Source organism: Gemmobacter sp. (genome assembly GCF_016792925.1).
Classification (GTDB): domain Bacteria; phylum Pseudomonadota; class Alphaproteobacteria; order Rhodobacterales; family Rhodobacteraceae; genus Gemmobacter.
In genome coordinates this window covers 1-24,994 of sequence record NZ_JAEULU010000264.1, presented here as the reverse complement: position 1 = coordinate 24,994, position 24,994 = coordinate 1, and the positions used below count along the sequence as shown (strand labels likewise).

Here is a 24,994-nt window from a genome sequence, read left to right as displayed (position 1 = left end):
CCCTAGAGTGGCGCGAATTCTGAACCACCTTCCTGCCGGGGGCCAGCCATGACCGAGTTCCGCAAGATCCTGATCGCCAATCGCGGCGAAATCGCCATCCGCGTGATGCGCGCCGCCAACGAGATGGGCAAGAAAACCGTGGCGGTCTATGCCGAGGAAGACAAGCTCTCGCTGCATCGCTTCAAGGCGGACGAGGCCTATCTGATCGGTCAGGGCCTCTCGCCGGTGGGCGCCTATCTCTCGATCCCGGAAATCATCCGCGTGGCAAAACTGGCCGGGGCCGATGCCATCCATCCCGGCTATGGCCTGCTGTCGGAGAACCCCGATTTCGTCGAGGCCTGCGCCGCCAATGGCATCACCTTCATTGGGCCGAAGGCCGAGACGATGCGCGCGCTTGGCGACAAGGCCTCGGCCCGCCGCGTGGCGATTCAGGCCGGCGTGCCGGTCATTCCGGCGACCGAAGTGCTGGGCAGCGATTTTGACGCCATCAAGGCCGAGGCCGCCGAAATCGGCTATCCCTTGATGCTCAAGGCCAGCTGGGGCGGCGGCGGGCGCGGCATGCGCCCGATCATGGGCCCCGAGGAGCTGGAGGCCAAGGTGCTGGAGGGCCGCCGCGAGGCCGAGGCTGCCTTTGGCAATGGCGAGGGCTATCTGGAAAAGATGATCCTGCGCGCCCGCCATGTCGAGGTGCAGATCCTCGGCGACAAGCATGGCGAGATCTACCACCTCTACGAGCGTGATTGCACCGTGCAGCGCCGCAACCAGAAGGTCGTCGAACGCGCCCCCGCCCCCTACCTGACCGATGCGCAGCGCGCCGAGATCTGCGAGCTGGGCCGCAAGATCTGCGCCCATGTGAATTACGAATGCGCGGGCACCGTCGAATTCCTGATGGATATGGATGACGGCAAGTTCTACTTCATCGAGGTGAACCCCCGCGTGCAGGTGGAACATACCGTCACCGAACAGGTGACCGGCATCGACATCGTGCAGGCGCAGATCCGCATCGCCGAAGGCGCCACGCTGGCCGAGGCGACGGGGGCAAAATCGCAGGCCGATGTGCGCCTGATGGGCCATGCGCTGCAATGCCGCGTCACGACGGAAGACCCGCAAAACAACTTCATCCCCGATTACGGCCGGATCACCGCCTATCGTTCGGCCACCGGCAACGGCATCCGTCTGGATGGCGGCACGGCCTATGCGGGCGCGGTCATCACCCGCTATTACGACTCGCTGCTGGTGAAGGTCACCGCCTGGGCGCAGACGCCCGATCTGGCGATTGCCCGCATGACCCGCGCGCTGCGCGAGTTCCGCATCCGCGGCGTCAGCACGAATATCGACTTTGCGATCAACCTGTTGAAGCACCCGACCTTCCTCGATGACACCTACACCACCAAGTTCATCGACACGACGCCCGCCTTGTTCGACTTCAAAAAGCGGCGCGACCGGGCGACCAAGATCCTGACCTATATCGCCGACATCACGGTGAACGGGCACCCCGAGACCGCAGGCCGCCCGCTGCCGCCTGCAGAGGCGCGCGCACCCAAAGCCCCGGCGCCGCGCGCCGAGATGGGCTATGGCACCCGCAACCTGCTGGAGCAGAAGGGCCCGCAGGCCGTGGCCGACTGGATGAAGGCGCAGACCAAGGTGCTGCTGACCGACACCACCATGCGCGATGGCCACCAGTCGCTCTTGGCCACTCGCATGCGCTCGATCGACATGATCCGCGTGGCGCCCAGCTATGCCGCCAACCTGCCGCAGCTGTTCAGCGTCGAATGCTGGGGCGGCGCCACTTTCGACGTGGCTTACCGCTTCTTGCAGGAATGCCCGTGGCAGCGCCTGCGCGACCTGCGCGCCGCGATGCCGAACCTGATGACCCAGATGCTGCTGCGCGCCTCCAATGGCGTGGGCTATACCAACTATCCCGACAATGTGGTGCAGGCCTTCGTGAAACAGGCCGCCGAGACCGGGGTGGATGTGTTCCGCGTGTTCGACAGCCTGAACTGGGTCGAAAACATGCGCGTCGCCATGGATGCCGTGGTCGAGGCGGGCAAGGTCTGCGAGGGCACAATCTGCTATACCGGCGACATTCTCGATCCGGCGCGCAGCAAATATGACCTGAAATACTATGTTGAACGCGCGCGCGAGCTGAAATCGGCGGGGGCGCATATCCTTGGGCTCAAGGATATGGCGGGGCTGCTGAAACCGGCGCAGGCGCGGCTGCTGGTGAAAACCCTGAAACAGGAGGTCGGCCTGCCGATCCACTTCCACACCCATGACACCAGCGGGATTGCCGGGGCCACGGTGCTGGCCGCCTGCGAGGCCGGGGTGGATGCGGTGGATGCGGCGATGGATGCGTTTTCGGGCGGCACCTCGCAGCCCTGCCTCGGCTCCATCGTCGAAGCGCTGCGCCATACCGATCGCGACACCGGCCTTGATATTGCCGCCGTGCGCGAAATTTCCAACTATTGGGAGCAGGTCCGGGCGCAATATGCCGCCTTTGAATCCGGCCTCGCGGCGCCCGCCTCCGAGGTCTACCTGCACGAGATGCCCGGCGGCCAGTTCACCAACCTCAAGGCACAGGCCCGCAGCCTGGGTCTGGAAGAGCGTTGGCCCGAGGTGGCGCAGGCCTATGCCGATGCCAACCAGATGTTCGGCGACATCGTGAAGGTCACGCCGTCCTCCAAGGTGGTGGGCGACATGGCGCTGATGATGGTGGCGCAGAACCTCAGCCGCGCGCAGGTTGAAGACCCGGCCGTGGATGTGGCCTTCCCCGATTCGGTGGCCGATATGCTCAAGGGCAATCTGGGCCAACCGCATGGCGGCTGGCCTGCGGCGATCCAGAAAAAGGTGTTGAAGGGCGAAACCGCCCTGACCACCCGCCCCGGCGCCGGCATGGCCCCGGTGGATCTGGAGGAAACCCGCGCCAGGCTTTCGGCCGAGCTGAACGGCTTTGCCGTCGATGACGAGGATCTGAACGGCTATCTGATGTATCCCAAGGTCTTCCTCGACTATATGGGCCGTCACCGCCTTTACGGGCCGGTCCGCACCCTGCCCACCCGCACCTTCTTTTACGGGATGGAATCGGGCGAGGAGATCACCGCCGAAATCGACCCGGGCAAGACGCTGGAAATCCGCCTGCAAGCCGTGGGCGAAACCACCGATGACGGCGAGGTGAAAGTGTTCTTCGAGCTGAACGGCCAGCCCCGGGTCATCCGGGTGCCGAACCGGGCGGTGAAAGCGAAAACCGCCGCCAAGCCGAAAGCCGCCGAGGGCAACCCGAACCATGTCGGCGCGCCGATGCCGGGCTCCATCGCCAGTGTGGCGGTGACGGTCGGCCAAAAGGTGCGCGCGGGCGATCTGTTGCTGACCATCGAGGCCATGAAGATGGAAACCGGTCTGCATGTCGACCGCGAGGCCACCGTCAAGGCGCTGCATGTGCATGCGGGCAGCCAGATCGACGCCAAAGACCTGCTGGTCGAGCTGGAATAACCTGCACTGGCCTAAATCTCGGCTTCAGGGCGCCTTCGGGCGCCCTGTTGCATGGCAGCAAAGGGTATGCTCGGCCGGTTCAGGGCGGAGGATGCAGAACCCGGTGCAGCACGGCCCGCCTGTGCTGACGCCGCCGCAAGATGGCCTCCGCCACCTCTGCCCGCGCCCGCGGCAGAGCCCGCGCTCTCCGGCGCACCCGGCCTGTTTCCAGCGCCGCCCCGTGACGCTGCCGCGCCATGCGCAGCAGGGCCAGCGACATCAGCGGCACCAGAAAGCCCAGCAGGATCAAGGATATCGGCATGGTATGTGCCTTTCGCTTCGGGTTCTGTGCCCAGATTGCGCCGCAAGTCTTAACTTTGCCTTGCCAGAACCCGGCAAATCCCGGCCCGACGAAAAATTTTCGCCTCGCCCCGCGTTTTTCCCCTTGCGGCCCCCGTGGCATCCGACTAAATCCGCCCTCACCAAGACTGGCAGCGCGGGCGTAGCTCAGGGGTAGAGCATAACCTTGCCAAGGTTAGGGTCGTGAGTTCGAATCTCATCGCCCGCTCCAGTCTGGACCGAAACGGAGTGCGGGCGTAGCTCAGGGGTAGAGCATAACCTTGCCAAGGTTAGGGTCGTGAGTTCGAATCTCATCGCCCGCTCCAATCGGAACCATCGAAAAAGGCGGCCTTCGGGCCGCCTTTTCGCATTTGGGCGCCTCACATTTTTGCGAACCATTCTCAAATCCATTGACTTTGCGAATGGTTCTCATAATCTTTCCAATATGACGCAAAGCTTCCTCACCCGCCGCCTGATGATGACGCTGATGGCCTCGGCCGTCACGGCCCCCGCCTTTGGCGCCACGGGCCCCACCATCGTGGCCACCACCGGCATGATCGCCGATGCCGCCGCCCGGCTGACCGGCCTGCCCGTCACCTCGCTGATGGGGCCGGGGATGGACCCGCATGGCTATCGCCAGACCCGGTCCGACATCGCAAAACTGGCGCGTGCCGATCTTGTCCTCTGGCATGGCCTCTATCTGGAAGCGCAGATGGAGGAGTTTCTGCTGCATCTGGCGCGCAACCGCCCGGTGATCGCCGTGGCCGAGGCGCTGCCGCGCGACCGGCTGCGCGGGCATGAGGATTACGCCAACCGCTTTGACCCCCATGTCTGGATGGACCCGACGCTTTGGGCGCTGGTGGTGGAGGAGATCGCCCGCGCGCTCTCCACCACCCTGCCCGGCCTTGCACCGCAGATCGCCACCGCCCTGCCCGGCTACCAGACCGAGATCGCCGCGCTGGACCGCTATACCCGCGAGGTCTTGGCCTCGGTGCCGCCAGAGGCGCGGCTGCTGGTCAGCGCCCATGATGCGTTTGGCTATTTCGGACGCGCCTATGGCTTTGAAGTGCAAGGAATTCAGGGGCTTTCCACCAATAGCGAGGCCGGGCTGTCGCGCATCGCGGAACTGGTCGATCTGCTGGTCGCCCGCCGGGTGCCGGCGGTCTTTGTCGAAACCTCGGTCTCCGACCGCGCCGTGCGCGCGCTGATCGAGGGCGCCGCCGCCAAAGGCCACAGCCTGCGCATCGGTGGCGCGCTTTACTCCGACGCGATGGGGCCCGAAGGCAGCTATGAGGGCACCTGGCTGGGCATGATCGACGCCAATGTCACCACCATCGCCCGCGCCCTTGGCGGGCAGGCACCCGAGGCCGGGCGTATCGGGCAACTGGAGCGTTCAGCATGAAAGCGGTGGAGTTTCAGGGGCTTGAAGTCCAATATGGCGATATGCCCGCCCTGCGTGACGCCAGTGGCAGCTTTGAAACCGCCGCGATGACGGCGATTGTCGGCCCCAATGGGGCGGGCAAATCGACGCTTCTGAAGGCCGCACTCGGGCTGATCCCCTCCACGGGCCGCGTTGCTTTCTTTGGAAAACCGCTAGCCGAGATGCGCGCCCGCGTCGCCTATGTGCCGCAGCGCGCCAGTGTCGATTGGGATTTCCCGGTGCGTGTCATCGACGTGGTGGTGCAGGGCCTTTACCGCGAGCTGGGCTTGCTGGGCCGCCTGCGTCTCAGCCATCGCCGCCGCGCGCTGGACTGTCTGGAGCGGGTGGGCATGGCCGATTATGCCAGCCGCCAGATCGGCGCGCTGTCGGGCGGGCAGCAGCAGCGGGTCTTTCTCGCGCGGGCCTTGGCGCAGAATGCCGACCTCTACCTGCTGGACGAGCCCTTTGCCGGCGTCGATGCCGCCACCGAATCCGCCATCATCGCCGTGCTGAAATCGCTGCGCGATCAAGGCCGGAGCGTGGTGGCCGTGCATCACGATCTGGCCACCGTGCCCGCCTATTTCGACCGGGTTCTGCTGCTCAACCGCCATGTGCAGGCCGAAGGCCCAGTGGCCGAGACCTTCACCCCCGAGGCCTTGGCCCGGCTTTACGGCGGCCTCTTGCCGCAGCTGTCATGAACAGCCTCTGGCCAGAGATCTGGGCCGCGCTCACGCTGCGCGCAGGCCCCAATGCCGCGCTGGTCTGCCTTGGGGCCGCCGCGCTTGGGCTGGTGGCCGGGGTGGTGGGCAGCTTCCTGACCTTGCGCAAACGCGCGCTGATGTCGGATGCTCTCGCCCATGCCACCCTCCCCGGCGTCGGCCTTGCCTTTCTGGCCAGCCTCGCGCTTGGCTTGCCGCGCAGCCTGCCCGTGCTCATGCTCGGCGCGGCCCTTTCGGCGCTGGCCGGGCTTTGGGCCGTGCAGCGCCTCGCCCGCACGCGGATCGGGCAGGATGCCGCCATCGGCGCCGTCCTCTCCACCTTTTACGGCGCGGGGGTGGTGATCCTGACCCTCATTCAAGGTCTGCGCACCGGGCAACAGGCGGGGCTGGAGGGCTTTTTGCTCGGCGCCACCGCAGGGATGCTGCGGGCCGATGTGGGGGTGATCGTCATCGGCGGCGCGCTGGTCTTGCTGGCGATCTGGGCGCTGCATCGCCCGCTCGCCCTCATCGCCTTTGACGAGGGCGCGGCGCATGTCATGGGCCTGAACGTGCCCCGGTTTGACGCCGCGTTGATGGCGCTGGTGCTGGGGGTGGTGCTGCTGGGGCTGCAAGTGGTGGGGCTGATCCTGATTGTCGCCCTCCTCATCACCCCCGCCGCCACCGCCCGGCTGTGGACCCACCGCCTTGGCACCATGGCGCTGCTGGCGGGAGCCATCGGCGCGGTGGCGGGCTGGGTCGGCGCCAGCCTCTCCGCCGCCCTGCCCGATCTGCCCACCGGCCCGGTGATCGTGCTGCTGACCTTCGCGGCCCTCCTGATCTCCATCCCGCTCACGAAAGGCCGCCGCGCATGAGCGCCCTTGATTTTCTGGCCTTTTCCGCCCCGCCCATGCTGATCGCGCTGCTGGCGGCGCTGGCCTGCGCGCTGCCCGGCAATTTCCTGCTGCTGCGCCGCCAGGCCCTGCTGGGCGATGCTATTTCCCATGTCGTCCTGCCGGGCATCGTGCTGGGCTTCCTGCTCACCGGCGGCGCCTCCACCCCCGCGATGATGGCCGGGGCCGCGCTGGCAGCGCTGGCCGCCGCCGCCCTGATCGAGCTGTTGCAACGCAGCGCCCGCCTCGACCCCGGCGTCGCCATGGGCGCCACCTTCACCGCCATGTTCGCGCTTGGCGTGCTGGCGCTAGAGCTGTCGGGCGCGGGCGCCGTGCATCTGGATGTGGAACACGCGCTTTATGGCAATCTGGAAAGCCTGATCTGGTTCGACGCGACCGATTGGTCGGCCCTCATCACCCCCGCCACCCTCGCCACCCTGCCGCCCGAGCTGTTCCGCATGGCCGCAACCCTTGCGCTGCTCGCCGCGCTCTGCTGGCTGTTCTGGCGCCCGCTGGTGATCCTCACCTTTGACGAGGGCTTTGCCCGCAGCCTCGGCCTGCCGGTGCGCCTGTTGTCAGCCGGGATCGTCGCCGCCGCCACGCTCGCCGCCGTGGCCGCCTTTGCCGCCGTCGGCTCCATCCTCACCATCGCCATGCTGATCTGCCCGCCCGCCGCCGCCCGGCTTTGCACCCACCGCCTCGGGCCCCAAGTCGCCCTGTCGCTGGTCTTCGCCGCCGCCTCGGCCCTGATCGGCTATGTCCTCGGGGGCTACGGCCCGCTCTGGCTGGGCCTGCCCGCCTCGGTCTCTGCCGCCGGGATGATCGCCACCACCTCCGGCCTCATCCTCGCCACCGCCGCCCTCTGGCACAAGCGCTGACCTCGCTCTTTCATCTTGGCCCAAATATCCAAATCCCGACGTTGCCGCAGCGCCTCCGCCTGCTATAAGGCGCCAAACCTGACCGGAGACGCCCGATGCGCAAGGCCCAGATCACCCGCACCACCGCCGAGACCGAAATCTCCGTGGCGCTGAACCTCGACGGCAGCGGCGCCTATGACATGGCGACCGGCGTGGGCTTCTTCGACCATATGCTCGACCAGCTCTCGCGCCATTCGCTGATCGACATGACCGTGCGCTGCAAGGGCGACCTGCATATCGACGATCACCACACGGTCGAGGATGTGGGCATCGCCCTCGGTCAGGCGCTTGCCAAGGCGCTTGGCGACAAGAAGGGCATCCGCCGCTATGGCGAATGCAGCCTGCCGATGGATGATGCGCAGGTGCGCTGCGCGCTCGATCTTTCGGCCCGCCCCTTCCTGATCTGGAATGTCACCTTCCCGACCCAGAAGATCGGCACTTTCGACACCGAGCTGGTGCGCGAGTTCTTTCAGGCCCTCGCCACCCATGGCGGCATCACCCTGCATATCGACATGGTGCATGGTGTGAACAGCCACCACATCGCCGAGGCCGCCTTCAAGGCCGTGGCGCGTGCCTTGCGCCAGGCAGTCGAAACCGACCCGCGCAAGGCCGATGCCATCCCCTCCACCAAGGGCGCGCTGTAACCGCCGCGCCCGATTTTTCGCCGAAAAATCGGTTCCCGGATTTTCGCAGAAAATCCGAGCCCGGAAAGGACGCAACATGGCTCTCACCGTTCTGGTCGATTACGACAGCGGCAACCTGCATTCCGCCGAAAAAGCCTTTCAGCGCATGGCGCTGGAGGTGGGCGCCGGCGAAATTCTGGTGACCTCCCGCCCCGAGGATGTCGCCCGCGCCGACCGCATCGTGCTGCCCGGCGATGGCGCCTTCCCCGCCTGCCGCCGCGCGCTTGGCGAACATGGCGGGCTGTTCGAGGCCATCTCTGACGCCGTCCGCAGCAAGGGCCGCCCCTTCCTGGGCATCTGCGTCGGCATGCAGATGCTGGCGACCTGGGGCCGCGAATACGAAGATACTCCCGGCTTCGACTGGATCGCCGGCGAGGTCACCCGCATCACCCCGGCCAATCCGGCGCTGAAAGTGCCGCATATGGGCTGGAACGATCTGGTGATCGACCATCCCCACCCGCTGCTTGAGGGCGTGCAAACCGGCGATCACGCCTATTTCGTCCACAGCTATGCCATGCGCGTGGCGAACCCGGCCGAGCGTCTGGCCCATGTCGATTACGCGGGTGATGTCACCGCCATCATCGGCGCGGGCAATATCGTCGGCACCCAGTTCCACCCCGAGAAATCGCAAGCCACCGGCCTCCGCCTCATCGCCAATTTCCTGCGCTGGAAGCCCTGATGGAGCTGCAACCGATCCTCGACCGGATCGGCGCCGAGATGCAAGCCGCCCCCGACCGGGGAAGGGTGGCTGATTACATCCCCGAGCTGGCCCGCATCTCGCCCGATCACTTCGCCATGGCGGTCTGCACCGCCGAAGGCGACACGTTCACCACCGGCGCGGCGGAAACGCCGTTTTCGATCCAGTCGGTCAGCAAGGTCTTCACCCTCGCCCTCGCGCTTGGCCGCCTGGGCGACCAGCTTTGGTCGCGGGTCGGGCGCGAGCCCTCGGGGCTTGCCTTTAATTCGGTGGTGCAGCTCGAATCCGAAAAGGGCATCCCGCGCAACCCCTTCATCAATGCCGGTGCCCTTGTCGTCACCGATGCCATCCTGCAAGGCCACCAGCCGCGCGAGGTGCTGGGCGAGATCCTGCGCTTCCTGCGCGAGGCGGCGGGCGAGGATGACATCCATATCAACAAATCCGTCGCGGCGTCCGAGTTGGCGCATGGCCACCGCAACCTTGCCCTTGCGCATTTCATGGCGGCGCATGGCAATCTGCGCTGCCCGCCCGAGGCCACCTGCGGCACCTATTTCCACCAATGCGCCATCGAGATGAGCGCGCGGCAACTGGCCCGCGCCGGGCGTTTCCTGATGAATGCGCCCAGCATGCCGCGCCTCGTGTCGCCCGCCCGCACCCGCCGCATCAATGCGCTGATGATGACCTGCGGCCATTACGACGGCTCGGGCGAATTCGCCTATCGCGTGGGCCTGCCCGGCAAATCCGGCGTCGGCGGCGGCATCCTCGTCATCGCGCCGGGCCGCGCCTCCATCGCCGTCTGGTCACCGGGGCTGAACGCGCAGGGCAATTCGCAACTGGGCACGCTGGCCGTCGAGCGCCTCGCCCGCGCGACCGGCTGGTCAGTTTTTGGCTGAACGCCGCACCACCGCCCACAGCCCGACCGCGATCAGGCCAAAGCCCGCAACATGCGGCAGGCCCAGCCGCGTGCCCAGAAAAGCAGCCCCCAATGCGGCGGCAGAGACCGGGATCAAAAAGGTCACCAGCGCCAGATTGACCGCCCCGGCACTCTCCAACAGCCGGAAATAGATCACATAGGCCAAGGCGGTAGACAGAACCGCAATCCCCGCCAGCGCGCCCCAGACCGGCAGACCCGGCATTGGCAGCGCCCAAGGCTGATCCACCGCCAGCCAGACCGGCGCGAGGATCATCGCCGCTGCCGCCGCCTGCCCGAAGCCCGCCTGCAAGGGCCTCACCCCCATGCCCGCCAAGCGCCGCCCCCAGACACTCGCCACCGCATAGCTCAGCGCCGCGCCCAGACAGGCCAGCAGCGCGAAGGGCGAACCGACCCCGCCGCCCGCCATCACCACCACCCCGGCAAAGCCGAAGGCAAGTCCCGCCACCCGCCGCGCCGTCAGCGCCTCGGCCCCCGCCAGATGCGCCACCACCACGGTCCAAAGCGGCGTCGTCGCGTTCAAAATCGCCGCCAATGCGCCGCTGATCTCGCCCTGCGCCAGCGCAAACAGGCTGAAGGGCAGCGCGCAATTCAACAGCCCCATCACCGCCAGCGCCCGCCATGCCGCAAGCCCCCGTGGCAGCCGCCCGCCCAGCATCGCCGCCAGACACAGCGCCCCAAGCGCCACCCGGCCAAAGACAACGCTCAGCGCAGGCAGCCCGCTCAGCGCCACTTCCACAAAGAAGAACGATCCGCCCCACAGCACAGACAGCAGGATCAGGCGCAACCAATCGGACAAAGACATGCGAAACCTCCGGGCTTGGCCCTCCCTGCCGCGAACCGGGCGGCCCAAGCGACCCGGATACTGCGCATTCCCCCGGCCCGCCCGGCTGGCCGCGACCGCCCATGTCGCCGCCAGACAAGCCGAAGCCCAGTGCAGCACCTAAACCGGGTCATGCTCTCCGCCCGCCTGATCCTCTCCGCCCGCGCGCCGCTTGCCGCCTTCGCGGCCATGGGGGTGATCTGGGGCAGCTTTGCCGCCATGCTGCCCGACCTGAAAACCCAGCTGGGCGTGGCCGAGGCCGAGCTGGGCCTCCTCATGCTGCTGACGCCGCTGGCCGCCGTGGGCGCCATGCTGGTGGCCCCCGCCCTCGGCGCGAGGCTGGGCCGCACTGCTTTGCCATTGGCCGCCAGCGCCATGGCGCTGGCCTTCACCCTGCCCGGTCAAGTTCACACCCTCTGGCTCTTCCCGCTGGTCATGCTGCTCACCGGCGCCGCCACCGGCCTCACCGATGTGCTGATGAATGCCCGCACCGCCACGCTGGAGGCCACGCGCGGCCAGCACCTGATGACGATCTGCCACGCCGCCTATTCCTTCGGCTATGCGGCAGGCGCCATCGGCACCGGGCTGATGCGCGACGCAAGCCTTGGCCCCGGCACCATCAGCCTTATGATGGCCTGTGCCGCGCTGGCCTGCGCCAGCCTCACATGGGAGGCCGAGGGCCGCATCGAGGGTCTCGCCCAACCGCGCGAGGGCGGGCCGGGCCTTGGCCTCACGCCCCTCATCGGCGGGGGCATCGTGCTGATCGCCTTCCTGACCGAAAACGCCGCCGAGAACTGGTCAGCCCTGCATATCGAGCAGACGCTGGGCGGCAGCCCGGCGGAAGGCGCGCTTGGCCCCGCCGCGCTGGCGCTGACCATGGGCTTTGCGCGCATCGCGGGCCAGGGGCTTGCGGGCCGTATCAGCCCGCGCCGCCTGCTGACCGGGGGCGCCTGCCTCGCCGCCTGCGGCGCGCTGATCGCGGCGGCAGCCCCCTCGCCCGCCCTGGCGCATCTAGGCTTCATCGTGATGGGGCTGGGCGCCTCGGTCATCGCCCCCACCGCCTTTTCGCTGGTCGGCGAAAGCGCCGCCCCCGAGGCCCGCGCCCGCGCCGTCGCCCGCGCCACGCTATATGGCTATTTCGGCTATTTCTTCGGCCCGCCGCTGCTGGGCCTCATCGCCGGAAGCCTGGGCCTGCGCGCCGCCTTCGTCTTTGCCGCCGCCATGCTGCTCAGCGTGCTGTTGCTCGCGCCGCTGCTCTTGCGCCGCCGCTAAAGCCAGTCGCCCTCGAAATCCTTCGGGATCAGCAGGTTGTGCCGCCCCACCGCGCGAATGTCCCGCTCGCCGCACAAAGCCAGCGTCACATCCAGCTCGCGCCGCATGATCTCCAACGCCTTGGTCACTCCGGCCTGCCCCATGGCGCCCAAACCATAAAGCCAGGCCCGCCCCGCCATCACCGCATCGGCCCCCATGGCCCGCGCCTTCAGAATATCCTGCCCCGAGCGGATGCCACCATCCAGCCAGACCTCGCAGCGCCCCTGCACCGCCCGCAAGACCGAAGGCAGCATGCGGATCGACGACAGCGCCCCATCCAGCTGCCGCCCGCCATGGTTCGACACCACGATGGCATCGGCCCCGAACTCCGCCGCCCGCGCCGCATCCTCCGGGTCCAGAATGCCCTTCAACACCAGCTTGCCACCCCAACGGTCGCGGATGCGGGCAATCTTGCGCCAATCCAGCTGCGGGTCGAATTGCTCATTCGTCCAGGCATTCAGCGAGGCCAGATCACCCACGCCCTTGGCATGGCCGACGATATTGCCAAAACTCCACCGCCGCGTGCCAAGCATCCCCGCAGACCAGCGCGGGCGGGCCATCATATTGAGGATATTGGCCAAAGTCAGCCGGGGCGGCGCCGTCAGCCCATTGCGCAAATCCTTGTGCCGCTGCCCGAGGATCTGCAAATCCAGCGTCAGCACCAAGGCCGAACAGCCCGCCGCCCGTGCCCGCTCGATCAGCGCATCCACGAAATCCTCGTCGCGCATCACATAAAGCTGAAACCAGAAGGGCGCAGAGCTGTGGGCGGCAATATCCTCGATGGAACAGATCGACATGGTGGACAGCGTGAACGGCACCCCGAAAGCCTGCGCCGCCCGCGCCGCCTTGATCTCGCCATCGGCGCATTGCATCCCCGTCAGCCCGACCGGCGACAGCGCCAACGGCAGACGCGCATCCAGCCCCAACAGGCGCCCGCCGGTGAAACGATCCGTCAGATCGACCGCCACCTTCTGCCGCAACCGCAAACGCTGAAAATCACTGCAATTCTCGCGGAAGGTCTGCTCGGTATAGCTGCCCGATTCCGCATAGTCGTAAAACATGCGCGGCACCCGCGCCCGATGCAGCCGCTTCAAATCCTCGATACAGGCGATCACGGCCATGGCACCCCTCGCAGAACATCCCGAGGCCAGACCCTGCCAAGAACCCCGCCCGCGCGCAAGCGACCCCGTCAGCACGGGGGGCTGTCTGCCCCCCGCACCCCCCGAGGATATTTTTGAACAGATGAAAGGCAGCGAGACACCCTGCATTCATCTGTTCCCAAATAGCCCGAGGGGGTGACTGGAGCCGCAGGCTCCAGAGGGGGCGCCGGCGCCCCCTTCCCTTCCTTCGGAGAAGGAAGGTCTGCTCAGCCGCCGCCGATCAGCGCCCCCGCCGCAAAGACCAGCGCGCCGCCCAGCACCACCTGAAGTGCCGCGCGCAGGAAGGGGGTTTCCATGTAGCGGTTCTGGATCCAGGCAATCGCCCAAAGTTCCACGAACACCACCGCGATGGCGATGCTGGTTGCCGTCCAGAACTCCGGGATCAGATAGGGCAGCGCATGGCCCAAGCCCCCCAGCATGGTCATCACCCCCGAGGCGAGGCCCCGTTTCCACGGGCTGCCGCGCCCGGACAGCACGCCGTCATCATGCGCGGCCTCGGTAAAGCCCATCGAGATGCCCGCCCCCACGCTGGCCGCAAGCCCCACGAGGAAGGTGGTCCAGGTGTCTTGCGTGGCAAAGGCCGTGGCGAAGATCGGCGCCAGGGTGGAGACCGAGCCATCCATCAGCCCGGCCAATCCCGGTTGCACCCAGGTCAGGATGAACTGCCGCCGCTCTGCCTGATCCTCGCTGCCGCGCGCCTCTTCCGTCAGATGCGCCGTTTCCAGCCCTTCCGCCTTGCGCTGATGCCCGCCTTCGGCCGCCGCCAGATCGCCCAGCAGCTTGCGCGTCGCCGCATCGGGCGAGGCCGCCGCCGCCTTGAGGTAAAAGCGTTCCGCCTGCGCCTCCATCGCGGCCGCCTCGGCGCGGATCGTCTCGAGGCTCAGGCTGTGCTGCAACCAGACCGGGCGGCGGGCGTAAAACCCCGCCACATGCTCGCGCCGGATCAGCGGGATCACCTCACCAAACCGCGCCTGATGCGCCGCAATCAGCGCCTGTCGGTGGCTGTCCTCCTCTGCGGCCATGCCGTCAAACAGCGCCGCCGTCGCCGGATACTCGGCCCGCAGCCGTTGCGCATAGCTGCGATAGATGCGCGCGTCGTCTTCCTCGGAGGAGATCGCCAGCGCCAGCACCTCCTGTTCCGTCAGATCGGCAAAGCGGCGGCGGCTGGTCAGGGCAGAGAACATGCGGGCACCTTGTTTAGAATGATTCCAACCTATCAGAATGCCCTCGGGGTGCAATGCGACATTTTGAACCGATGGGTTCAGAATCGCTTGCCAAATGAACCGATCCGTTCAATATTCCCAAGTGAACCGCATCGTTCAGTTATTGGAGCTTCCCATGCGCCTGTTTCTCGCCCTTGCCCTGACCGCCCTGCCCGGCCTCGCCCTTGCCGGGGGCGGCCCCTTCTCGCTGCCCGACCTCACCTATCCCGAAGATCCCGCGCCCACCGCGCAGGGCTGCACCAATCCGGCAGGCCTCGCCACGGTCTGCACGCAACCCGCCGGGTGACCGGGGCGCAGCGTCACGGGTGGCGAGCGACTGGACGCCCGCGCCGCCCGCGGGTTACACTGCCAGTCATGAGCCAGCCCGCGCGCCCCTCCTCGCCCCCTCTTGCCTGCATCCTGCAAGGCGCCGCCGCCGCCATCCGCCGGGGGCGCAAGTTCAAGCAGGTGCTGGAAGGCGCGCGCGCGATCTTTCTGGCGCGCGGTTTCGAGGGCGCCTCGGTTGATGACATCGCGCGCGAGGCCGGAGTCTCCAAGGCCACGCTCTACGCCTATTTCCCCGACAAACGCCTGTTGTTCATGGAGGTCGCCCGCGCCGAATGCGCCCGGCAGGCCGATGAAGCCGTGCAGCTGATCGACCAGAACGCCCCGGCCGAGCTGGTGCTGACCGAGGCCGCCCGCCGCATCGTGGGCTTCCTCACCTCCGAATTCGCGCAAAAGGTGTTCCGCATCTGCGTGGCCGAGGCCGACCGCTTCCCCGAGCTGGGCCATGAATTCTACCATTCCGGCCCGCTTCTGGTGCGCGAGCGGCTGGTGGAATACCTGTCCAAGGCGGTGGAGCGGGGCGAGCTGGTCATCGAAGACCTGCCCTTCGCCGCCGACCAGTTCGCCGCGCTGTGCAAGGTGACGCTGCATGAACAGGTGATCTTCGGCGTCTCGCCCTGCTGCCCGACGCAGGATGCCGAGCGCGTGGCAAAAGGCGCCGTGCAGATGTTTCTGGCCCGTTACGGCAAGCGGTGAAGCGTCACTGCCCCGCCTGGTTGATCCATGCACAGCGCAAAATGCGTGGGATATGCGCGCAGAAACCGGCTCCAACTGGCATGACCCGCTGATTTCAGCAAACCGGGCAAGGCCTGACCCAACTTGGTCAAGGGCAGCCGATGCCCCTCCGCCTGCATCAGCACCTTAACCACCTCCGCGATCAAGGCAGCATCTCCCTTGGGCAGTGGCGGCACCGCTGCTTCCACCGCCAAAACCTCAAACTTCGAGCAACATTTCCGCCAATGCTCCGGCGCCTTGGCCTCGCCCAGACCGATCACCAGCACCCCCGCCTCGCGCAGATGGGTCGCCAGATGGCTGAAATCCCCGTCCGATGAGGCCACAACCACCCCCTCCACCTGCCCGGACTGCACCAGCGCCATGGCCTCGATGCACAGCAGCATATCCGCCGCATTCTTGCCGCGCCCGGCATGCACCAGCTTGAATCCCGGCGCCGCATCCCAGCCCGAAACCCGCGCCGCATCGCCATAAACCCGCCGGATCACCGGGTTGCCTTGCGCCAGACTGCGCGAAATCACCCGCCCCGCAAAGGCCGCCGACAGGTTCTCGCCATCCACCAGCAAGGCCAGACGCGGGCTCGCAACAGCAACGGCAGACAGCATGTTCATCAGGCAACCTCAGCGAAAACTCCCGCCAAGGTTGCCGATCATTCGGGCCTTTTCGTGGCCTTACTTCACTTTGGTCCAGCTTTGCGACTTGCAGATCAACCCGCCCGCCACACAGCCCGACAGCTTCATGCCATTGCCCGACACTTCGGCCTTGCCGACATAGATCTTGTCATTCGACGGCCGCCACACCTTGCCCTCATAGGCGCCGCCGCCCGCAGGCACCATGTCGATCACGATCGCTTTGCCGACATTGGGCGAGGCGTAATCCTTGCCATCCTTGAAGGCCTGCGTGATCTTGCCGCAAAAGGCCGGACCACAGGGCTTGATCGTCACATGGGCATAGGCGCCCGCATCTTCCTGCGTCTGCCAGACGCCTTCGATCGGATCGGCACTCGCCGCCCCCGCCGCCAGCATCATCACCGCCGCCATCACCAGTTTCCGCATGGGTTCCTCCTCCCGCTACCTCGGCCATCCTCACCCGAGGCCCCGGATTCCCGCAAGCATGACGCTACGGCCATGCCAAATCCCTTGCCGTCACGTCGCCCCCATGCGAAACCGCGCGCAACCAGCGCCTTCAGCGGAGCCTGCCATGATCCTCTACCCCGCCATCGACCTGAAAGACGGCCAATGCGTGCGCCTTCTGCGCGGCGAAATGTCCGCCGCCACCGTCTTTGGCGATGATCCCGCCGCCCAGGTCGCGAAATTCGAGGCCGCAGGCTGCGAATGGCTCCATCTGGTCGATCTCAACGGCGCCTTCGCGGGCCAGCCGGTGAATGGAGCGGCGGTCGAGGCCATCCTCGCGCGCTGCACCGTCCCGGCCCAGCTCGGCGGCGGCATCCGCGACATGGCCACCATCGAGATGTGGCTGACCAAGGGCCTCGCCCGCGTCATCCTCGGCACCGTCGCCGTCGAAAACCCGGCCCTCGTCCGCGAAGCCGCCCGCGCTTTCCCCGGCAAGGTCGCCGTCGGGATCGACGCACGCAAGGGCTTTGTCGCCACCAAAGGCTGGGCCGAGGAAACCACCGTGCAAGCCACCGACCTCGCCCGCAGCTTTGAAGACGCAGGCGTCGCCGCGATCATATATACCGACATCGACCGCGACGGCGCCATGCAGGGCCCGAATATCGAGGCCACCGAGGCACTGGCCCGCGCCGTCTCGATCCCCGTCATCGCCTCCGGCGGCGTCTCGCGGATGGAAGACCTGATCGCGCTCCGCGACACCGGCGTGATCGCCGGCGCCATCTCCGGTCGCGCGCTCTATGATGGCGCCATCGACCTCGCCACCGCCCTGCAAACCCTGAAACCCTGATTTCATCTTGGCCCCAATATCCTGGGGGTGAGCCGCTTGCGGCGAGGGGGCAAAGCCCCCTATCCTCCCGCTAACCCTTGAAGGCCCCACCATGCTGAAAACCCGCATCATCCCCTGCCTCGACGTGGCCGATGGCCGCGTGGTCAAGGGCGTGAACTTCGTGAACCTGATCGACGCGGGCGACCCGGTCGAGGCCGCCAAGGCCTATGACGCCGCCGGGGCCGATGAACTCACCTTCCTCGACATCCACGCCACCCATGAAAACCGCGGCACCATGTTCGATCTGGTCACCCGCACCGCTGAGCAATGCTTCATGCCGCTCACCGTCGGCGGCGGCGTCCGCACACCCGAAGACGTGCGCGCGCTCCTCCTCGCCGGGGCCGACAAGGTCAGCTTCAACTCCGCCGCCGTGGCCGATCCAGATGTGGTCGCCCGCAGCGCCGACCGCTTCGGCAGCCAATGTATCGTGGTGGCCATCGACGCCAAAACTGTGGCCCCCGGCAAATGGGAGATCTTCACCCATGGTGGGCGCAAACCCACCGGCATCGACGCCGTGGAGTTTGCCCGCACCGTCGCCGCCAGGGGCGCGGGCGAAATCCTGCTCACCTCCATGGACCGCGACGGCACCAAGGGCGGCTACAACCTGCCCCTCACCCGCGCCATCGCCGATGCGGTCTCCATTCCCGTCATCGCCTCCGGCGGCGTCGGCACGCTCGACCACCTCGTCGAGGGCGTCACCGAAGGCCATGCCTCCGCCGTGCTGGCCGCCTCAATCTTCCATTTCGGCACCTATACCATTGGCGAGGCCAAGGCCCATATGGCCGCCGCAGGCATTCCCATGAGGCTGCAATGACCATGGCTGCCATGAGCGAACTCCAGACCCTCGCCGCCACGATCCAATCCCGCAAGGGCGCCGATCCCGACAGCAGCTGGACCGCGAAACTCCTCGCCAAAGGCCCCGAGAAATGCGCCGAGAAATTCGGCGAAGAGGCCATCGAGGCCATCATCGAGGCCGTGAAGGGCGACCGCGCCAAACTGGTCTCCGAGGCCGCCGATGTGCTGTTCCACCTCCTCGTCATGCTCGCCGCCCGCGACGTGACCCTGGCCGAGGTCGAGGCCGAACTCGCGCGGCGTGCCGGCACCTCCGGCATCGCCGAGAAAGCCGCCCGCAGCTAGGCGCCCGATTTTTCGCAGAAAAATCGCCTCAAATCCCCAGCCGCGGGATCTCGATGGCCGGGCAGCGGTTTTGCACCACCTGCACCCCCGCCGCCTCCGCCTCGGCTGCCGCCTGCGCGTGCTCCACGCCCAGCTGCATCCAGATCGCCTTCAGCCCCGGCAGGGTCAGCGCCTCGGCCACCACGGCGGGCACCTCCTCGCTCCGGCGGAAAATATCCACCATATCAACGCCTTCGCCGATCTCGGCCAGGCTGGACCGCACCACCTCGCCCAAGGCCACCTGCCCCGCGACGCCAGGATTGACCGGGATCACCCGATAGCCCCTGCCCGCCAGATAGGCCGCCACCCGATGACTGGGCCGCTCCGGCTTGGGCGACCAGCCGACCACCGCAATCACCTTCACGCTGTCCAGAATCGACCGGATTTTCGCGTCATCTTCCATGCGTCACTCCTAGAAAAAAGCGCCCGCAGGCCAAGGCCCCGGGCGCAAGGTGTGGAACGAGGGACAGTAAACGGAAGGCACGGGAGTTCCAGACCCGCTTTCCATCACTGTGATATGGGAATCTTGCGATTCCGTTAAAGACCCCTCACCCTTTGGTCGCAAATATGTGACATCAGCGCTGGCTGACCGCATAGAGCGCCACCGCCGCCGCGTTGGACACGTTCAGCGACCCGAACCCGCCGCTGAAGGGAATGCGCACCAGATGGTCGCAGGTCTCGCGGGTCTTCTCGCGCAGGCCCGGCCCCTCGGCCCCCATCACCAGACCAATGGGCCGCCCGCCCGCCTGCGCCACGGCTTCGGCCACCGTCAGCTCCGCCTCGCCATCAAGACCCACCAGAATATAGCCCATCTCGCGCAGCTCGATCATCGCATCCGACAGGTTGCCCACCCGCAAATAGGGCTGCCGCTCCAGGGCGCCGCTCGCCGTCTTGGCGAGCGCCCCGGTTTCCGGCGCCGAATGGTGGCGCGGCGCGATCACCGCCCGGGCGCCAAACACCTCGGCCGAGCGCAGCACCGCCCCCACATTATGCGGATCGGTCACCCGGTCCAGCAGCACCACCAAAGGCGCCCCCTCGCCCGAGATCGCCACATCGGCAAGGCTGCCCCAGTTCAGCGGCTTCACCTCCAGCGCCGCCCCCTGATGGACCGAGCCCTCGTCGATCGGCACCTCGAACTTGCGCGGGTCCACGATCTCCGGCTCCATGCCCGATTGCGCAACCGCCTGTTCCAGCTTGTCAAACGCGTTCTTGGTCAAGACCAGCCGCAGCGTCTCGCGCGCCGGATTCATCAGCGCATCCCGCACCGCATGCAGGCCGAACAGCCAGACGGTCTCCTTCTCGGCCGCGCGCTTGGCGCGTTCCTTGTCGATCACCCAGGCCGGTTTCTTGGCGCCGCCGCTCATCAGATCACCCTCTTTGATGTGGCGCGGACAATGCGCCGGGGCCGCCCCCGGGTGCAAGCAAAAATCCTGCGATTTGCCTCTTGACGCCCCCCGCCCCCCCGGATACATCCCCCGTCAGTGGGCGACGTGCTGCAAGGTGCGGCAGCGGACTGTAACTCCGCCGAGGCGACTCGTGCCTGGTTCGATTCCAGGGTCGCCCACCATCTTCCTGAAATTGCTGGTCTATTTTGCGACACGCTTCGTGTCGCGCGCCGCTTGGCACCCGGCCCGTTGCGCCGCTATCCTCGCCGCAAAGGGGAGAGTGCCATGACCGACCGTTCCTATCGTTTCACCCATGCCATCACGCGCAGGCCTGCCGCCTCGATCACCCATGGCCTGCGCGCGGTCGATACCGGCGCGCCCGATCTGGCGCGCATGCAGGCCCATCACGATGCCTATATCGCCACCCTGCGCGAGACCGGCGCCACGGTGATCGAGCTGGACGCGCTGGAGCCTTACCCCGACAGCGTGTTTGTCGAGGATACCGCGCTTTGCCTGCCCTCCGGTGCTGTCATCATGCGCCCCGGCGCGCCCTCGCGTCTGGGCGAGGCGGCCGAGATGGCGCCGCATCTCGCCGCGCTTTATGGCGATCTTCGCCGCATCTCGGGCGCGGAGAGTTTCATCGAGGGTGGCGACATCCTGATGACCGAGACCGAGATCCTTGTGGGCCGCTCTGCCCGCACCAATGCCGCCGGCATCGCCGAACTGGCCGCCCTCACCGCCGATTGGGGCGAGGTGGTGCGCGAGGTTCACACGCCCCCCGGCGTCTTGCATTTCAAGACCGATTGCTCGCTTCTGGATGCCGAAACCATCCTCTCCACCCCCCGCCTTTCGGCCTCGGGCTGCTTCAAGGGCTACCGTCTGATCGACGTGGCCGAGGGCGAGGAGGCCGCCGCCAATACCATTCGCTTCAACGATCTGGTGCTGATGCCGGCCGGTTTCCCGCGCACCCGCGATGCCATCCTCGCGGCAGGCTTTACGGTGCGCGAGATCGGCAATTCCGAATGCGCCAAGCTGGATGGCGGCATGTCCTGCCTCTCGCTGCGGTTCACGCCCAAGGCCTGAATGGCAAGGGCCGGGACAATCGCCCGGCCCGGTTTCGTCAATGCCCGGCGGGCTGGTCCTTGTTGCCGAGGATAAGGCTTGCCCCGGCGCGCACCCCCTGCGCCTGATCCAGCACCAGCCGCTCGGTGTCGCGGGCGCGGGTCTCGGCCATGATCGCCTCGGCCTCCTCCGGCGTCTCGCCCAGGGCCAGCAAGGCCTCGCGGCCCAGAACCATCGCGCTTTCAAAGGTTTCGCGGATCTGAAAATCCGCCCCCGCCGCGATCAGCTCCACCGCATGGGCGCGGTCGAAGGCCCGGGCCAGCACCGGCACCAGCGGGAATTCGTGCTTCACCAGTTCCACGATGCGCGACACCGCCTCGCGATGGTCGGGGGCCACGATGATAGCCTGCGCCTGCCCCGCCCCCGCCGCATGCAGGATGTCCAGCCGGGTGCCATCGCCATACCAGACCTTGAAGCCGAACTCGCCCGCATCGCGGATCGCCTCGGCATCGCTGTCGATGATCGACAGCGCATGGCCGCGCGCCAGCAGCGGCTGGCTGACGATCTGCCCCACCCGGCCAAAGCCGATCAGCAGCACCCGCGCCTCCAGCCCGTCGGGGCTTTCCACCCCTTCGGTGCTGATCGCCGGTTTGGGCGCCAGCCGGTCATGCAGCATCACCATCAACGGCGTCAGCACCATCGACAGGATCACGATAGCCGCCAGATTGGCGTTCCACTCCGGCTCCAGAATGCCGAACTGCATCGCCGCCGCATAGAGCACAAAGGCGAATTCGCCGCCCTGCGCCATCAGCACCGCACGTTCCAGCGCTTCGGCATGGCTGGCCTTCGTCAGGCGCGCCACGCCGTAAATCACCAGCATTTTCAGCACGATAAAGGCCGGAACCGAAATGGCGACCACCTGCCAGTTGCGCGCGATCACCGCCAGATCCAGCGCCATGCCGACGCTGAGGAAAAACAGCCCCAGCAAAAGGCCACGGAAGGGCTCCACCTCGGCCTCCAGCTGATGCCGGAACGAGGATTCCGACAGCAGCACCCCGGCCAGAAACGCCCCCATTGCCATGGACAGCCCGCCCGCCTGCATCAGCACCGCCGCCCCCAGCACCACCAGCAGCGCCGAGGCCGTCATCACCTCACGCCCGCCAAACCGCGCCAGCAGCCGGAACATCGGGTCCAGCAGATAGCGCCCGGCGACGATCAGCGCCGCAATCGCGCCCAGCCCGATGCCCACCGCGCCCAGCCGGTCGGCCAGCGTCACCTCGGCTCCGCCCGGTGCCAGAAAAGCCACCAGCGCCAGCAGCGGCACAATCGCCAGATCCTCCAGCAGCAGGATCGCCACGATCCGCCGCCCCTTGGGCAAGGCCATGGCGCGGCGTTCCTCCAGCAACTGCATCACGATGGCGGTGGAGGTCAGCACAAAGCCCGTGCCCGCCACGAAACTCGGCACCAGAGGATAGCCCAGAACCACGCCCACCCAGACCAGCGTCGCCATGGCAAGCGCCACCTGCAACAGACCCAGCCCGAAAATCTCGCCCCGCATCGCCCACAGGCGCGAGGGCTGCATCTCCAGCCCGATGATGAACAGAAACAGCACCACGCCCAGCTCTGCCACATGCAGGATCGCCTGCGCATCGTGGAAAAAGCCAAGCCCATAGGGGCCGATGGCCAGCCCCGCCGCCAGATAGCCCAGCACCGAGCCAAGCCCGATGCGCCGGAACAACGGCACCGCGATCACCGCTGCCGCCAGAAGCACCACGATGCCCGTCAGATCGGCACCGCCGCCATGCTGGGCCGCGGCCGCCGCCGCCTCACTTGCTACTCCTGCCATCGTCACGCCTTCCCCAGCTGCCAGATCACCAGCGCCGCCAGCGCAGCCGGCACCAGAAACACCACCGCCAGAATCGGCGCCTCCTGCGCCACCGAATAGCCCGCCCGGGTCACACCGACCCACATATTCACCAATGCCACTGCCGCCCAGACCGGCACGAACCAGCGCAGCCCCTGCGCCACCCCGGCCAGATCATGCCCCCAAAGCCGCCCGAACAGCCCGAAGATCATGGCCAGCATCAGTCCGCCACAGATCACCATTATCATATGCATCGTTACCAGAACCTTTCTGTGCTGCCGCCCGGCATCCATTTGACCACGAAAATTTTGACGCCCTCGCCCGCAGCCTGTAGCGTGGCGCCAAGCAGAATACAGGCCGCACCATCATGTCAAAAGTATCCGCCCGCGCGCAAGTCTCCGGGTCCAGACCCGCGCCGTCCGGGCAAAAGTTCAATATTCTCGCCGTGGTGCAGGGGGGGCGGCTGCAATATGAGGCCGTGTTGCTTGCCGCCTCGCTGCGCCAGACCAACCCGGATTTCCAGGGCAAGCTGTATCTGGCCGAGCCCCAGCCCGGCCCGAAATGGTCCTTTGACCCCCGGGTCAGCGACCCCGCCACCCGCGAGCTGCTCGCCGCTCTGGGCGCCGAGATCGTGCCGCTGCACAATCAGGTCTATGGCGAGTGGTATCCCTATGGCAACAAGATCGAGGCGCTCTCCTGCCTGCCCGACGAGCCGTTCCTGTTTCTCGATACCGACACGCTGATCTGCGGCGATTTCAACAGCGTGGGTTTTGATTTTGCCCGGCCCTCCGCCTCGATGCGGCGCGAGGGCACATGGCCCGAGATCGAGCTGTATGGCCCCGGCTATGGCGCGATCTGGAAATCGCTGTATGACCGGTTCGGGCTGGATTTCGCCAGCAGTCTCGATCTGTCGCAGCCCGAGGAATATTGGCAGCGCTACCTGTATTTCAACGCGGGCTGGTTCTTCCACGAAAGCCCCCGGGCCTTTGGCGAGCGTTTTCTGGCTTGGTCGCGCGAGGTGCGCTGGAAGCATCCCGAAGAGCTGGTCTGCCAGAATTTCGACCCCTGGCTGGATCAGATCACCCTGCCGCTGGTGATCCATTCCTTTGGCGGCGGGCGTCCGGGGCCGGGCCTCGCCGGGCTGGACGGCGCGGTGACCTGCCATTACCGCAGCCTCAGCCTGCTTTACGCGCGCGAGGGCGACCATGCCGTCGCCGCGCTGGAGGCCGCCTGTGCGCCCAATCCGGTGAAGCGGGTGTTGAAGGACCATGAGCCCTTCAAGCGGCTGGTCTATCAGCCCAAAGGCCAGAAAGCCCGCGCGCTGTTTGATCGCAATGACCTGCCGAAACGCGAACAGGTGCTGCGCAATACCCTGAAGCGTGAAGGCTATTGGTTCCGGTAACGCCTGAAATGGCCGAGGCCAGCGCCAGTGCTTTTCCTGATCCGCCCGCCCCCATGGCCGAGGCCATTGCCGAGGTCATGTGGAAACGTCTCCACATCGGGCCGGGGGCCCGAAGCCACCGGCCAGCGCCCGCCCTCCGGGCGGCGGGCGCTTTGCGCCCACCGGGCGGGCTCTGGCCTCTCGCTCAAAGGCTGATCCGGTCTTGCGGCCCCGCGCCCACGCGGGCGGGGAAACGCGGTGCGTTTCCTGATCCGCCCGAGGCCGAACATTTTTCTGCGCATCTTCCCCTCGCCCAATGACCGAGGCCATTGCCGAGGTCATGTGGAACCGCTTCCACATCGGGCCGGTGGCCCGAAGCCACCGGCCAGCGCCCGCCCTGCGGGGGAGCGGGTGCTATCGCACCCACCCGGCGGGCGCGGGCCTGCGTCACAATGGTGGATCTGGTCTTGCGGCACCGCGCCCACGCGGGCGGGGAAACGCGGTGCGTTTCCTGATCCGCCCGGAACCCACAATTTCCCGACAGTTGCCAC

General features: G+C 66.9%; 27 protein-coding genes and 3 tRNA genes. 20 read left to right on the top strand and 10 right to left on the bottom strand.

Annotation, left to right across the window (positions count from 1 at the left end; all coding sequences use genetic code 11):
- Positions 1 to 48: 48 nt before the first annotated feature.
- The gene (locus JNN06_RS12670; RefSeq protein WP_291239952.1) at positions 49 to 3,489 is read left to right on the top strand and encodes a pyruvate carboxylase; all 3,441 of its coding nucleotides are present in this window, start codon (positions 49 to 51) and stop codon (positions 3,487 to 3,489) included.
- A gap of 79 nt (positions 3,490 to 3,568) precedes the next feature.
- Here the strand turns inward: JNN06_RS12670 and JNN06_RS12665 are convergent, their stop codons facing one another.
- On the bottom strand, positions 3,569 to 3,790 hold the full coding sequence (locus tag JNN06_RS12665) for a hypothetical protein (RefSeq protein ID WP_291239951.1): 222 nt from the start codon (positions 3,788 to 3,790) through the stop codon (positions 3,569 to 3,571).
- A 174-nt stretch (positions 3,791 to 3,964) separates the two neighbouring features.
- Between JNN06_RS12665 and JNN06_RS12660 the strand changes: the two genes are divergently transcribed.
- The 9 genes from JNN06_RS12660 (at position 3,965) to JNN06_RS12620 (ending at position 10,005) form a co-directional block, all read left to right on the top strand.
- Positions 3,965 to 4,039 (top strand) — tRNA-Gly (locus JNN06_RS12660).
- Positions 4,040 to 4,058: 19 nt separating this feature from the next.
- Positions 4,059 to 4,133, top strand: a tRNA-Gly gene (locus tag JNN06_RS12655).
- A gap of 149 nt (positions 4,134 to 4,282) precedes the next feature.
- Entirely contained in the window at positions 4,283 to 5,209 is a 927-nt protein-coding gene (locus JNN06_RS12650; RefSeq protein WP_291239964.1) for a zinc ABC transporter substrate-binding protein, read from the top strand.
- Positions 5,206 to 5,925: a metal ABC transporter ATP-binding protein gene (locus tag JNN06_RS12645; RefSeq protein WP_291239950.1), complete on the top strand. Its 720-nt coding sequence runs from the start codon at positions 5,206 to 5,208 to the stop codon at positions 5,923 to 5,925. The genes JNN06_RS12650 and JNN06_RS12645 overlap by 4 nt, the downstream gene beginning before the upstream one ends.
- The gene (locus JNN06_RS12640) at positions 5,922 to 6,797 is read left to right on the top strand and encodes a metal ABC transporter permease (RefSeq protein WP_291239949.1); all 876 of its coding nucleotides are present in this window, start codon (positions 5,922 to 5,924) and stop codon (positions 6,795 to 6,797) included. The genes JNN06_RS12645 and JNN06_RS12640 overlap by 4 nt, the downstream gene beginning before the upstream one ends.
- Complete coding sequence (locus tag JNN06_RS12635; protein ID WP_291239948.1) at positions 6,794 to 7,693, top strand: metal ABC transporter permease; 900 nt, start codon at positions 6,794 to 6,796, stop codon at positions 7,691 to 7,693. The genes JNN06_RS12640 and JNN06_RS12635 overlap by 4 nt, the downstream gene beginning before the upstream one ends.
- Before the next feature lie 95 nt (positions 7,694 to 7,788).
- Positions 7,789 to 8,376 (top strand): imidazoleglycerol-phosphate dehydratase HisB, encoded by a 588-nt coding sequence (gene hisB, locus JNN06_RS12630; RefSeq protein ID WP_291239947.1) that lies wholly within the window; start codon positions 7,789 to 7,791, stop codon positions 8,374 to 8,376.
- A 76-nt stretch (positions 8,377 to 8,452) separates the two neighbouring features.
- Positions 8,453 to 9,094 (top strand): imidazole glycerol phosphate synthase subunit HisH, encoded by a 642-nt coding sequence (gene hisH / locus JNN06_RS12625; RefSeq protein WP_291239946.1) that lies wholly within the window; start codon positions 8,453 to 8,455, stop codon positions 9,092 to 9,094.
- Positions 9,094 to 10,005: a glutaminase gene (locus tag JNN06_RS12620; RefSeq protein WP_291239945.1), complete on the top strand. Its 912-nt coding sequence runs from the start codon at positions 9,094 to 9,096 to the stop codon at positions 10,003 to 10,005. The genes hisH and JNN06_RS12620 overlap by 1 nt, the downstream gene beginning before the upstream one ends.
- On the opposite strand, the gene JNN06_RS12615 is transcribed toward JNN06_RS12620, so the two are convergent.
- The gene (locus tag JNN06_RS12615) at positions 9,991 to 10,848 is read right to left on the bottom strand and encodes a DMT family transporter (RefSeq protein WP_291239944.1); all 858 of its coding nucleotides are present in this window, start codon (positions 10,846 to 10,848) and stop codon (positions 9,991 to 9,993) included. The genes JNN06_RS12620 and JNN06_RS12615 overlap by 15 nt on opposite strands.
- 150 nt (positions 10,849 to 10,998) lie before the next feature.
- Between JNN06_RS12615 and JNN06_RS12610 the strand changes: the two genes are divergently transcribed.
- Positions 10,999 to 12,138, top strand: a complete 1,140-nt coding sequence (locus JNN06_RS12610; RefSeq protein ID WP_291239943.1) for an MFS transporter — start codon at positions 10,999 to 11,001, stop codon at positions 12,136 to 12,138.
- Here the strand turns inward: JNN06_RS12610 and JNN06_RS12605 are convergent.
- Together JNN06_RS12605 and mbfA are read right to left on the bottom strand one after the other, a co-directional pair.
- On the bottom strand, positions 12,135 to 13,298 hold the full coding sequence (locus tag JNN06_RS12605) for an alpha-hydroxy acid oxidase (RefSeq protein ID WP_291239942.1): 1,164 nt from the start codon (positions 13,296 to 13,298) through the stop codon (positions 12,135 to 12,137). The two genes, JNN06_RS12610 and JNN06_RS12605, sit on opposite strands and share 4 nt — an antisense overlap.
- A gap of 245 nt (positions 13,299 to 13,543) precedes the next feature.
- Positions 13,544 to 14,521, bottom strand: a complete 978-nt coding sequence (mbfA, locus tag JNN06_RS12600; protein WP_291239941.1) for an iron exporter MbfA — start codon at positions 14,519 to 14,521, stop codon at positions 13,544 to 13,546.
- A 154-nt stretch (positions 14,522 to 14,675) separates the two neighbouring features.
- On the opposite strand from mbfA, the gene JNN06_RS12595 reads away from it, so the two are divergent.
- Positions 14,676 to 14,846 carry a hypothetical protein gene (locus JNN06_RS12595; RefSeq protein WP_291239940.1) on the top strand — a complete coding sequence of 57 codons (171 nt, stop codon included), beginning with the start codon at positions 14,676 to 14,678 and terminating at the stop codon, positions 14,844 to 14,846.
- 68 nt (positions 14,847 to 14,914) lie between these two features.
- Positions 14,915 to 15,580, top strand: coding sequence for a TetR/AcrR family transcriptional regulator (locus tag JNN06_RS12590; protein WP_291239939.1), 666 nt, complete (start codon positions 14,915 to 14,917; stop codon positions 15,578 to 15,580).
- Here JNN06_RS12590 and JNN06_RS12585 read toward each other — a convergent pair.
- Entirely contained in the window at positions 15,565 to 16,227 is a 663-nt protein-coding gene (locus tag JNN06_RS12585; protein ID WP_291239938.1) for an NYN domain-containing protein, read from the bottom strand. The two genes, JNN06_RS12590 and JNN06_RS12585, sit on opposite strands and share 16 nt — an antisense overlap.
- 60 nt (positions 16,228 to 16,287) lie before the next feature.
- Positions 16,288 to 16,671 (bottom strand): DUF2147 domain-containing protein, encoded by a 384-nt coding sequence (locus JNN06_RS12580; protein ID WP_291239937.1) that lies wholly within the window; start codon positions 16,669 to 16,671, stop codon positions 16,288 to 16,290.
- Positions 16,672 to 16,816: 145 nt separating this feature from the next.
- Here JNN06_RS12580 and hisA point away from each other — a divergent pair, with 145 nt between their 5' ends.
- The 3 genes from hisA to JNN06_RS12565 all read left to right on the top strand — a co-directional run bounded on the left by hisA (position 16,817) and on the right by JNN06_RS12565 (position 18,712).
- Entirely contained in the window at positions 16,817 to 17,536 is a 720-nt protein-coding gene (gene hisA, locus JNN06_RS12575; protein WP_291239936.1) for a 1-(5-phosphoribosyl)-5-[(5-phosphoribosylamino)methylideneamino]imidazole-4-carboxamide isomerase, read from the top strand.
- 91 nt (positions 17,537 to 17,627) lie between these two features.
- On the top strand, positions 17,628 to 18,389 hold the full coding sequence (gene hisF / locus JNN06_RS12570; protein WP_291239935.1) for an imidazole glycerol phosphate synthase subunit HisF: 762 nt from the start codon (positions 17,628 to 17,630) through the stop codon (positions 18,387 to 18,389).
- Between the two features lie 11 nt (positions 18,390 to 18,400).
- On the top strand, positions 18,401 to 18,712 hold the full coding sequence (locus tag JNN06_RS12565; protein ID WP_291239963.1) for a phosphoribosyl-ATP diphosphatase: 312 nt from the start codon (positions 18,401 to 18,403) through the stop codon (positions 18,710 to 18,712).
- Positions 18,713 to 18,740: 28 nt separating this feature from the next.
- On the opposite strand, the gene JNN06_RS12560 is transcribed toward JNN06_RS12565, so the two are convergent.
- Entirely contained in the window at positions 18,741 to 19,154 is a 414-nt protein-coding gene (locus JNN06_RS12560) for a CoA-binding protein (protein WP_291239934.1), read from the bottom strand.
- 172 nt (positions 19,155 to 19,326) lie between these two features.
- Positions 19,327 to 20,115: a 23S rRNA (guanosine(2251)-2'-O)-methyltransferase RlmB gene (gene rlmB, locus JNN06_RS12555; RefSeq protein ID WP_291239933.1), complete on the bottom strand. Its 789-nt coding sequence runs from the start codon at positions 20,113 to 20,115 to the stop codon at positions 19,327 to 19,329.
- Between the two features lie 119 nt (positions 20,116 to 20,234).
- On the opposite strand from rlmB, the gene JNN06_RS12550 reads away from it, so the two are divergent.
- Together JNN06_RS12550 and JNN06_RS12545 are read left to right on the top strand one after the other, a co-directional pair.
- Positions 20,235 to 20,318: transfer RNA gene (locus tag JNN06_RS12550), tRNA-Tyr, on the top strand.
- A gap of 103 nt (positions 20,319 to 20,421) precedes the next feature.
- Positions 20,422 to 21,219: an arginine deiminase family protein gene (locus JNN06_RS12545; protein ID WP_291239932.1), complete on the top strand. Its 798-nt coding sequence runs from the start codon at positions 20,422 to 20,424 to the stop codon at positions 21,217 to 21,219.
- 37 nt (positions 21,220 to 21,256) lie between these two features.
- On the opposite strand, the gene JNN06_RS12540 is transcribed toward JNN06_RS12545, so the two are convergent.
- Together JNN06_RS12540 and JNN06_RS12535 are read right to left on the bottom strand one after the other, a co-directional pair.
- A complete protein-coding gene (locus JNN06_RS12540) occupies positions 21,257 to 23,044 on the bottom strand; it encodes a monovalent cation:proton antiporter-2 (CPA2) family protein (protein ID WP_291239931.1) in 1,788 nt (595 codons plus the stop codon).
- Positions 23,045 to 23,046: 2 nt separating this feature from the next.
- On the bottom strand, positions 23,047 to 23,304 hold the full coding sequence (locus JNN06_RS12535; protein WP_291239962.1) for a hypothetical protein: 258 nt from the start codon (positions 23,302 to 23,304) through the stop codon (positions 23,047 to 23,049).
- Positions 23,305 to 23,429: 125 nt separating this feature from the next.
- Between JNN06_RS12535 and JNN06_RS12530 the strand changes: the two genes are divergently transcribed.
- Complete coding sequence (locus tag JNN06_RS12530; RefSeq protein ID WP_291239930.1) at positions 23,430 to 24,464, top strand: hypothetical protein; 1,035 nt, start codon at positions 23,430 to 23,432, stop codon at positions 24,462 to 24,464.
- Positions 24,465 to 24,759: 295 nt separating this feature from the next.
- A partial coding sequence (locus JNN06_RS12525; protein WP_291239929.1) for a hypothetical protein occupies positions 24,760 to 24,994 on the top strand: 235 nt, incomplete at its 3' end.

Coding starts and splice junctions, on each gene's coding strand:
- JNN06_RS12670 (WP_291239952.1), top strand. CDS start 49: ATGACCGAGTTCCGCAAGATCCTGATCGCCAATCGCGGCGAAATCGCC.
- JNN06_RS12665 (WP_291239951.1), bottom strand. CDS start 3,790: ATGCCGATATCCTTGATCCTGCTGGGCTTTCTGGTGCCGCTGATGTCG.
- JNN06_RS12650 (WP_291239964.1), top strand. CDS start 4,283: ATGATGACGCTGATGGCCTCGGCCGTCACGGCCCCCGCCTTTGGCGCC.
- JNN06_RS12645 (WP_291239950.1), top strand. CDS start 5,206: ATGAAAGCGGTGGAGTTTCAGGGGCTTGAAGTCCAATATGGCGATATG.
- JNN06_RS12640 (WP_291239949.1), top strand. CDS start 5,922: ATGAACAGCCTCTGGCCAGAGATCTGGGCCGCGCTCACGCTGCGCGCA.
- JNN06_RS12635 (WP_291239948.1), top strand. CDS start 6,794: ATGAGCGCCCTTGATTTTCTGGCCTTTTCCGCCCCGCCCATGCTGATC.
- hisB (WP_291239947.1), top strand. CDS start 7,789: ATGCGCAAGGCCCAGATCACCCGCACCACCGCCGAGACCGAAATCTCC.
- hisH (WP_291239946.1), top strand. CDS start 8,453: ATGGCTCTCACCGTTCTGGTCGATTACGACAGCGGCAACCTGCATTCC.
- JNN06_RS12620 (WP_291239945.1), top strand. CDS start 9,094: ATGGAGCTGCAACCGATCCTCGACCGGATCGGCGCCGAGATGCAAGCC.
- JNN06_RS12615 (WP_291239944.1), bottom strand. CDS start 10,848: ATGTCTTTGTCCGATTGGTTGCGCCTGATCCTGCTGTCTGTGCTGTGG.
- JNN06_RS12610 (WP_291239943.1), top strand. CDS start 10,999: ATGCTCTCCGCCCGCCTGATCCTCTCCGCCCGCGCGCCGCTTGCCGCC.
- JNN06_RS12605 (WP_291239942.1), bottom strand. CDS start 13,298: ATGGCCGTGATCGCCTGTATCGAGGATTTGAAGCGGCTGCATCGGGCG.
- mbfA (WP_291239941.1), bottom strand. CDS start 14,521: ATGTTCTCTGCCCTGACCAGCCGCCGCCGCTTTGCCGATCTGACGGAA.
- JNN06_RS12595 (WP_291239940.1), top strand. CDS start 14,676: ATGCGCCTGTTTCTCGCCCTTGCCCTGACCGCCCTGCCCGGCCTCGCC.
- JNN06_RS12590 (WP_291239939.1), top strand. CDS start 14,915: ATGAGCCAGCCCGCGCGCCCCTCCTCGCCCCCTCTTGCCTGCATCCTG.
- JNN06_RS12585 (WP_291239938.1), bottom strand. CDS start 16,227: ATGAACATGCTGTCTGCCGTTGCTGTTGCGAGCCCGCGTCTGGCCTTG.
- JNN06_RS12580 (WP_291239937.1), bottom strand. CDS start 16,671: ATGCGGAAACTGGTGATGGCGGCGGTGATGATGCTGGCGGCGGGGGCG.
- hisA (WP_291239936.1), top strand. CDS start 16,817: ATGATCCTCTACCCCGCCATCGACCTGAAAGACGGCCAATGCGTGCGC.
- hisF (WP_291239935.1), top strand. CDS start 17,628: ATGCTGAAAACCCGCATCATCCCCTGCCTCGACGTGGCCGATGGCCGC.
- JNN06_RS12565 (WP_291239963.1), top strand. CDS start 18,401: ATGAGCGAACTCCAGACCCTCGCCGCCACGATCCAATCCCGCAAGGGC.
- JNN06_RS12560 (WP_291239934.1), bottom strand. CDS start 19,154: ATGGAAGATGACGCGAAAATCCGGTCGATTCTGGACAGCGTGAAGGTG.
- rlmB (WP_291239933.1), bottom strand. CDS start 20,115: ATGAGCGGCGGCGCCAAGAAACCGGCCTGGGTGATCGACAAGGAACGC.
- JNN06_RS12545 (WP_291239932.1), top strand. CDS start 20,422: ATGACCGACCGTTCCTATCGTTTCACCCATGCCATCACGCGCAGGCCT.
- JNN06_RS12540 (WP_291239931.1), bottom strand. CDS start 23,044: ATGGCAGGAGTAGCAAGTGAGGCGGCGGCGGCCGCGGCCCAGCATGGC.
- JNN06_RS12535 (WP_291239962.1), bottom strand. CDS start 23,304: ATGGTGATCTGTGGCGGACTGATGCTGGCCATGATCTTCGGGCTGTTC.
- JNN06_RS12530 (WP_291239930.1), top strand. CDS start 23,430: ATGTCAAAAGTATCCGCCCGCGCGCAAGTCTCCGGGTCCAGACCCGCG.